We start from the raw sequence: 6807 nt of genomic DNA, 5'->3' as shown, positions 1-6807 counted from the left end.
GCAGCTTGTCATCGTCGCGCTTGGCGAGTCGATCCGGCGGTGCCGGCGGGCGCCGGTGGTTCGTGGGTCATCCGGTGCCGACCAGAGCCCTGACGCTCGGCCGGTCCCTCGGGCTCAGCGCGAGACGGTGCTGCCGTCCACCGTGTCGACCCCGGTGGCCGGAGCGGTGGCGTCGGTCCGTCCGGCACCCAGCCGTGCCAGCAGGCCGGGCAGGTCGATCCCGGTGAGATCGCTGCCGAGCTGGAGGCCCTGGGCTACGTTGCCGGCCACCGACTTCGTGAGCGACGACGCGCCGTCGGTGGAGATGACCGTCATCTTGTCGATCGCTCCGATCGGCGCGCTGGCCGCCTCGACGACCTGCGGCAGCACCTTGACCAGCAGGTCCAGCACGGCCGCCTCTCCGTACGCGGCGAACGCCTCGGCCTTGCGCGCCATCGCGTCGGCCTCGGCCTCACCCTTGGCGAGGATGGCCGCGGCCTCGGCCTGGCCTTCCCGCTCCACGGCCTCGGCGATGGCGGAGCGTCGCCGCTGCTCGGCCTCACCCTCCTTGGCACCCTCGATGGCGTTGGCCTCGGCGAGCGCGGCCCGTCGGGCCCGCTCACCCTCACCGGTGAGGCGGGCCTGCTCGGCGGAGGCCTGCGCGGCGGCGATGACGGACTGACGCTGCGCGTCGGCGTGCAGCACCGCCGCTGCTCGGGACGCCTCGGCCTCCTGCTCCACCTTGTACCGGGCCGCGTCGGCCGGCTTGCGAACCTCGGTGTCGAGTTGGCGCTGCTTGAGTTCGGCGTTGCGCTCGGCCACCTTCTGCTGTTCGGACAGGATCGCCTGGTCCCGCTCGGCCTGGGCGAGCGGTCCGGCCGCCGCGGACTTCGCCTTCGCCGCGTCGATCTCGGCCTGGATGCCGGCCTGCTTGAGGGCCAGGTTGCGGTTCGCCTCGGCGATTGCCTCCTCGGCGAGCAGCCGCTCCTGCTCGGCCTGCTGCCGGGCCCGGGCCTCGGCGATCGCCGCGTCCTTGAGCACCCGGGCGGCCTCGGGTCGGCCCAGGTCCTGAAGGTAGGAGCCTTCGGCGAGGATGTCCTGGAGTTGGAAGGTGTCCAACACCAGACCCTGGTTGGTCATCGAGTGCTCGGCCTCCTCGGCGACCGCGCTGGCGAACGCCGCCCGGTCCCGGATGACCTCCTCGACGGTGAGCCGGCCGACGATCGAGCGAAGCGCGCCGGCCAGCACCTCCCTGGTGAAGTTGTCGATCTCGTCCTGCTGGTGCAGGAACCGTTGTGCGGCTGCCCGGATCGCGTCCTCGGTGCCACCGACCTTGACGATCGCCACGCCGTGCAGGTCGGCGCGGATGCCCTGCTTGCTGACGGCGCCCCGGATGCCGACGTCGATCCGCCGGCTGGACAGGTCGAGTGACTGGAGCTTCTGCACCACAGGCAGCACGAAGACCGAGGCGCCCAGCACGACCTTCTGCCCGGAGTTGTCGGTGGACCGCCCGCCGTCGGCGGTCTGGGTGGTGCGGCCCTTGCGACCGGTGACGATGAACGCCTCGTTCGGGCCGGCCACCTTGATCCGGGAGAGCACGAAGAGCACCAGGATGAGCGCGAGGAGGACAGCGCCACCAATGGCGATGAGTAGGGCCATATAAAAAGTCCCGTCTGTGAGGGGGAGATCAGTAGGTCTCTACGTGCACGCTGGTCTCGCTGAGCGCCTGCACGACGAAGACCTGGGCGCCGATCGGGATCGGCTGGTCCGCGCGGGCGCTGAGCTTGACCGGTTGACCGGCAAGGCGAATGCGGACCTCGCCGTACCCGTTGGCCGGCACCGGGGTGACGACCAGGCCGAGCGCGCCGACCAGGTCGTCGCGGGTGGGGGTGGGGTCGGTGCGCATGTTCCGCGCCGCCCGGCTCAGCCGGGACGCCAACCAGCCGGTGGGCACGGCTGCGAGCACGCCGCCGGCCACCGCCCCGACGACCATGCCAGGTGTACGAGCACCGAGCAGTTCGTTGACGATGGCCGCGCCGAACCCGAACGCCCCGGCGAAGCCGGCGACCGTCTCGATCGAGATCGGCCCGTCCACGTCGGCGTGCCCGAACTGGAACAGCTCGGTGCCGAGCAGGGCGAGCGCGAGCACACCGATGCCCGCCCCGCCGATGATCAGAAAGATGAGCGTTCCCGTTGCCACGACCTTGACGGTATCGACGCCGCGCAACGCCGAAGGCCCTGGCAGGGCGTGAAGATGATCTACCGATGCGGGTCGGGAGTGACGCTCGGTCCGAGGCTGGTGGCCGGGCCGGCGAGAGAGTCCGCGTGGGGGAGAATAGGTGGATGCGCTGGGCCGTGCTCGACTCACCGATCGGTGAGTTCTCCGTCGCCACCGACGGCACGAGCGTCCGCGGTGCCGCCTTCGGTCGGGTCGACGCAGCGGTCGACGAGCCCGGCGACGCGCTGTCCCGGCAGGCCGTCGACGAGCTGCGGGCGTACTTCGCCGGCGAGCTGACCGCGTTCACCGTCCCGGTTTCGGTGCCGCGCGGCTCCGACTTCGAGCGCGCTGTGTGGCGGGAGATGACGCGGATCCCGTACGGGGAGACGCTGACGTACGGCGAGGTGGCGCGCCTGGTCGGCGATCCCGGAGCGGCGCGGGCGGTGGGAGTGGCCTGCAACCGCAACCCGGTGCCGGTGATCGTGCCCTGTCACCGGATCGTCGGCGCGGGCGGCAAGCTGGTCGGCTTCGGCGGGGGCCTGCCCCGCAAGGTCAAGCTGCTGGAGTTGGAGGCCGGGGTCGCCCTGCGACACGCCTGGTCCTGACCCCGTCGGATGCTTCGCGGTGGATGGACATGTGATCGCTGTTAAACATTTCGATACCCCGTCCTCCGTGTCTGACTTTCACGTTCTGCCGTTGATCGGTGCGCGGCTTGCCAGCGGCAACCGAGATCAACGAATGAGGAGGTAGAGGCAGTGCCAAGCGTGGTTGACGTGCCACCGGAGGAGCTATACAAAAGTGGTATGGCCTTTACCCTGACGCTCAAGCCTGAAGTCGAACAGCGCCTCAAGGAGCTTGCCGAGGCCGAGCAGCGGTCCATGCACAAGACCGTCGAGGTGGCGATCCAGGCATATCTGGACCGCCGCGAGCGCGACGAGTGGACCCGTGGGGCGGTCAAGCGGGTGGAGGAGCGCAACGCGGAGTTCTACGAAATGCTCGGCGACCGGTGAGGCACCGCTGGCCGGACGCGGAGGATCTACTGCTCCTGATGGCACAAAGCACCGGCCCACACACGGTCGTGCGCGACGGTGGCATCCTTTTCGCGGCTGCCGCCCGGCCACACGCCCATCTACTCAATGGTCCCGTCTATCCGACAACCCTGGATCAGGCTGCCGCGTTGCTCCACGGGATCATGCTCTGGCGTCCGCTTGACTTGTGGAACGCAGGGCTCGCCTGGAGGGCTGCGGACGTCCGTTTCGAACAGGCTGGGCTGATCCTCAACATGCCTGCGAAGGAGCGGATGGCAGTGACCGACGCGCTGGTCAGTGGCGAGGTCGACTCGATTGACGAGCTGGCGCTGCGGCTGTCGCCGTACCTGGAGATGTCGAGCTGAACGCGGCGAAGGGCCGGGTCCGTGCGGACCCGGCCCTTCCACGTACGTGATGATTCAGCGCGTCAGCGCGTGACCTCACCGGCGATGAACTCCTCCACGGCCTGGTGGGCGTCGTGGTCGGCGTACTGCACCGGCGGGGACTTCATGAAGTACGACGAGGCCGACAGGATCGGGCCGCCGATCTTTCGGTCCAGGGCGATCTTCGCGGCCCGGACCGCGTCGATGATGACGCCGGCCGAGTTCGGCGAGTCCCACACCTCGAGCTTGAGCTCGGCGTTCAGGGGGGTGTCACCGAACGAGCGGCCCTCCAGGCGGATGTACGCCCACTTGCGGTCGTCCAGCCACGGCACGTGGTCCGACGGGCCGATGTGCACGTCGCTCTTGCTCATCTCGTGCGGGATCTGCGAGGTGACCGACTGGGTCTTCGAGATCTTCTTCGAGACCAGCCGCTTGCGCTCCAGCATGTTCATGAAGTCCATGTTGCCGCCGAAGTTGAGCTGGTACGTGCGCAGCAGCTCGACGCCGCGGTCCTCGAAGAGCTTCGCGAGGGCACGGTGCACGATGGTGGCGCCGACCTGGCTCTTGATGTCGTCACCGACGATCGGCAGGCCAGCGTCCTCGAACTTCTTGGCCCACTCGGGGTCGGAGGCGATGAAGACCGGCAGGGCGTTGACGAACGCGCAGCCGGCGTCGATCGCGGCCTGGGCGTAGAACTTGGCGGCCTGCTCGGAGCCGACCGGCAGGTAGCAGACGACGACGTCGACCTGCGCGTCGCGCAGCGCCTGCGCCACGTCGACCGGAGTGGCGTCCGACTCCTCGACGATCTCGCGGTAGTACTGGCCCAGACCGTCGAAGGTCGGACCGCGCTGCACGCTGACGCCGGTCGGCGGCACGTCGCAGAGCTTGATGGTGTTGTTCTCGCTGGCGACGATCGCCTCCGCGAGGTCCATGCCCACCTTCTTGGCGTCCACGTCGAATGCCGCGACGAACTCCACGGCGTTGACGTGGTAGTCGCCGAAGGCGACGTGCATGAGACCCGGGACGCGGTCGTTCGGGTTGGCGTTCCGGTAGTACTCGACGCCCTGAACCAGGGACGAGGCGCAGTTACCCACACCGACGATGGCGACGCGGACGGAGCCCATAGCGTCTGCCTCCTTCTTTTCTGTCACGGCCGCTCATTCCTGGTCTCTCCAGGCGGAGGCGGGCTGTTGTCTTCTCGTCGGCCGCCGGCTGTCCCGATGTTCGGGACCGTCGGGGCTCGGCCGGAGCGCTCGTTGGCGATGAGCTCCTCCAGCCAGCGGACCTCGCGCTCACAGGCATCAAGGCCGTGGCGCTGCAGTTCCAGCGTGTAAGCGTCGAGGCGCTCGGCCGCCCGGCCCAGCACGTCACGAAGCCCTTCGCGACGTTCCTCGATCTTGCGGCGGCGACCCTCCAGAATGCGCAGTCGGGTCGCCTGGTCGGTTCGAGCGAAGAACGCGAAGTGCACCCCGAAGCCCGTGTCGTCGTACGTCTCGGGTCCGGCCTGTGCGATCAGCTGGGCGAAGCGTTCCTTGCCTTCCGCGGTGATTTTGTAGACCACCCGACCTCGTCGGCTGGTCAGCGCGGGAACCTCCTCGGCAGTGGCGGGTGTCTCAGCAGCTTCGGTGATCCATCCCGCCGCCTGGAGCCTGCGTAGCGTGGGATAGAGCGAGCCGTAGCTGATCGCCGCCCGGATCGCGCCGAGTTTGGCGGTCAGCTCCTTGCGCAGCTCATAGCCGTGCATCGGAGACTCCTGCAGGAGGCCGAGGATGGCGAACTCGAGCACTGGCCACCCTCTCTTTACCCTCCGGCGTGGAGCGGTAACCGCCGCGATGTATCGGACCGATACATCGCACGTTAGCGGGTCGCGTGGGCCAGGGCAAACCCCCGTTCCGAGATGCCGCCGTCACGGATTGTGAGCGTGGTCGCCTGCTCGGGTCGGACCGCGTACCCTTCTCCGCATGCGTACGCAGCGCCAGGTCGTCGACTACTCGCTTCAGAAGCGAGCAGTGCTGCGTGAGCTCCTGGCCGGCCGGGTCGGCACGTACGACGTCTGCGACGCGTCGCCGTACCTGAAGAACGCCGCTCGGTTCCACGGAGAGCCGACGGACCGGCGCTGCCCGATCTGCCGCAGCGAAAACCTGACCCTGGTCCACTACATTTACGGTGACGAACTCAAGCAGTCCGCCGGCCAGGCTCGGACACTGACCGAGTTGCCCGTGCTGGCGATGACGCTGCGTGAGTTTCAGGTCTTCGTGGTGGAGGTGTGCCTCGGTTGTGACTGGAACCATCTCGTCGAGCAGTACCTGCTCGGCCGGGACGGTCTCACCGGCGACAGCGACGGCACAAGCGAGCAGGACGCGGCGGGCGCCGAAGGCGCCGGTCGGCGGAGGCGAGAGGCGCAACGGTGATCTCAGCTGGTTGGACCGGCCCCGGGGCCGTAGACGAAACCCGGGACGGTCAACCGCTTGTTGGCCCGATTGGCCCGATTGATACGACAATGACCCCGCTCGCCTGGCACCCCCGTGCCGGCAGCCGGGGTGAAGCAACTCACGGCAACCCGGTGGCGGCGCAGTCGCGCCCCACCGCGACCGGCAGGGTGTGAGGAATGAACTCGTACGGTGATCCCAGTTCTGCGCGCGGGCGGGCCCAGTACTCGGGTCCGGACGGTGACCCCGGACCGGGCGCGGACGACGCGTACCGCCGGCCCGGCGGTGACTCCGGCGGGAGCGGCTGGTCAGCCTCGGAGGGCGGCGCGGCAACCCCGGGCCGTGCCTCGGTGACGCCCCGGGCGACCGGCGGTCGCGCCACGGTCGGCGGTTCGGCCTCGGTGCCGCCGCGTGGCAGCGCGGCGGCCGGGTCCGCCTCGGTGGGTTCGGCAGCCAACGGCAGGGCCGGTCGGGCCTCGGTGCCGGTGTCGCCGGCACCGGGTGTGGCCGCTGGCCGTGCTGGCGCCGGTCGGGCCTCGGTGCCCGTCTCTCCCGCGCCGGGTGCGCCAGCAGGTCGGGCCTCGGTCGGTGCCGCCGCCGTCGGTGCGGCCTCGGTCGGCAGCGCCTCAGCAGGCCGGGCCAGCGTCGGCTCCGCGTCGGTCGGTGGTCGTGCGGCGTATCGTTCTCCGATGGTGCAGCCGGTGTGGGCGAACGGTGACGCGTACGAGGCGTACGTGGGTCGGTGGAGCCGCCTGGTCGCTGTGGAGTTC

General features: G+C 69.5%; 8 protein-coding genes and 1 pseudogene. 5 read left to right on the top strand and 4 right to left on the bottom strand.

Going from position 1 to position 6807, the window contains the following annotated elements:
- Nucleotides 1-114: 114 nt before the first annotated feature.
- Together AB0C20_RS34135 and AB0C20_RS34130 are read right to left on the bottom strand one after the other, a co-directional pair.
- Nucleotides 115-1638, bottom strand: coding sequence for an SPFH domain-containing protein (locus AB0C20_RS34135; protein ID WP_357178668.1), 1524 nt, complete (start codon nt 1636-1638; stop codon nt 115-117).
- Nucleotides 1639-1666: 28 nt separating this feature from the next.
- Nucleotides 1667-2206, bottom strand: a complete 540-nt coding sequence (locus AB0C20_RS34130; protein WP_357178665.1) for a hypothetical protein — start codon at nt 2204-2206, stop codon at nt 1667-1669.
- 116 nt (nt 2207-2322) lie between these two features.
- Here AB0C20_RS34130 and AB0C20_RS34125 point away from each other — a divergent pair, with 116 nt between their 5' ends.
- From AB0C20_RS34125 to AB0C20_RS34115, 3 genes are all read left to right on the top strand, one after another.
- A complete protein-coding gene (locus AB0C20_RS34125) occupies nt 2323-2802 on the top strand; it encodes a methylated-DNA--[protein]-cysteine S-methyltransferase (RefSeq protein ID WP_357569549.1) in 480 nt (159 codons plus the stop codon).
- A gap of 198 nt (nt 2803-3000) precedes the next feature.
- Nucleotides 3001-3207 carry a ribbon-helix-helix protein, CopG family gene (locus AB0C20_RS34120; protein ID WP_238687619.1) on the top strand — a complete coding sequence of 69 codons (207 nt, stop codon included), beginning with the start codon at nt 3001-3003 and terminating at the stop codon, nt 3205-3207.
- Nucleotides 3208-3245: 38 nt separating this feature from the next.
- On the top strand, nt 3246-3590 hold the full coding sequence (locus tag AB0C20_RS34115) for a hypothetical protein (protein ID WP_238687618.1): 345 nt from the start codon (nt 3246-3248) through the stop codon (nt 3588-3590).
- 62 nt (nt 3591-3652) lie between these two features.
- Here AB0C20_RS34115 and AB0C20_RS34110 read toward each other — a convergent pair whose 3' ends face one another.
- Nucleotides 3653-4732 (bottom strand): inositol-3-phosphate synthase, encoded by a 1080-nt coding sequence (locus tag AB0C20_RS34110; RefSeq protein ID WP_091396616.1) that lies wholly within the window; start codon nt 4730-4732, stop codon nt 3653-3655.
- 23 nt (nt 4733-4755) lie between these two features.
- Entirely contained in the window at nt 4756-5394 is a 639-nt protein-coding gene (locus tag AB0C20_RS34105) for a PadR family transcriptional regulator (protein WP_030331823.1), read from the bottom strand.
- Between the two features lie 175 nt (nt 5395-5569).
- Between AB0C20_RS34105 and AB0C20_RS34100 the strand changes: the two genes are divergently transcribed.
- A complete protein-coding gene (locus AB0C20_RS34100) occupies nt 5570-6019 on the top strand; it encodes a DUF5318 domain-containing protein (protein ID WP_030487681.1) in 450 nt (149 codons plus the stop codon).
- 197 nt (nt 6020-6216) lie between these two features.
- A pseudogene (locus AB0C20_RS34095) lies at nt 6217-6714 on the top strand (penicillin-binding protein); the annotation flags it as partial.
- Between the last annotated feature and the right edge of the window lie 93 nt (nt 6715-6807).

Source organism: Micromonospora sp. NPDC048843 (genome assembly GCF_040649965.1).
Taxonomy (GTDB): domain Bacteria; phylum Actinomycetota; class Actinomycetes; order Mycobacteriales; family Micromonosporaceae; genus Micromonospora; species Micromonospora hortensis.
Note: the sequence above shows the minus strand (reverse complement) of the source record. Positions and strands in the feature narration are given on the sequence as shown.

Excerpts from the sequence above, each read along its gene's own strand:
- AB0C20_RS34135 (WP_357178668.1), bottom strand. The coding sequence starts at position 1,638 with ATGGCCCTACTCATCGCCATTGGTGGCGCTGTCCTCCTCGCGCTCATC.
- AB0C20_RS34125 (WP_357569549.1), top strand. The coding sequence starts at position 2,323 with ATGCGCTGGGCCGTGCTCGACTCACCGATCGGTGAGTTCTCCGTCGCC.
- AB0C20_RS34120 (WP_238687619.1), top strand. The coding sequence starts at position 3,001 with ATGGCCTTTACCCTGACGCTCAAGCCTGAAGTCGAACAGCGCCTCAAG.
- AB0C20_RS34115 (WP_238687618.1), top strand. The coding sequence starts at position 3,246 with ATGGCACAAAGCACCGGCCCACACACGGTCGTGCGCGACGGTGGCATC.
- AB0C20_RS34110 (WP_091396616.1), bottom strand. The coding sequence starts at position 4,732 with ATGGGCTCCGTCCGCGTCGCCATCGTCGGTGTGGGTAACTGCGCCTCG.
- AB0C20_RS34100 (WP_030487681.1), top strand. The coding sequence starts at position 5,570 with ATGCGTACGCAGCGCCAGGTCGTCGACTACTCGCTTCAGAAGCGAGCA.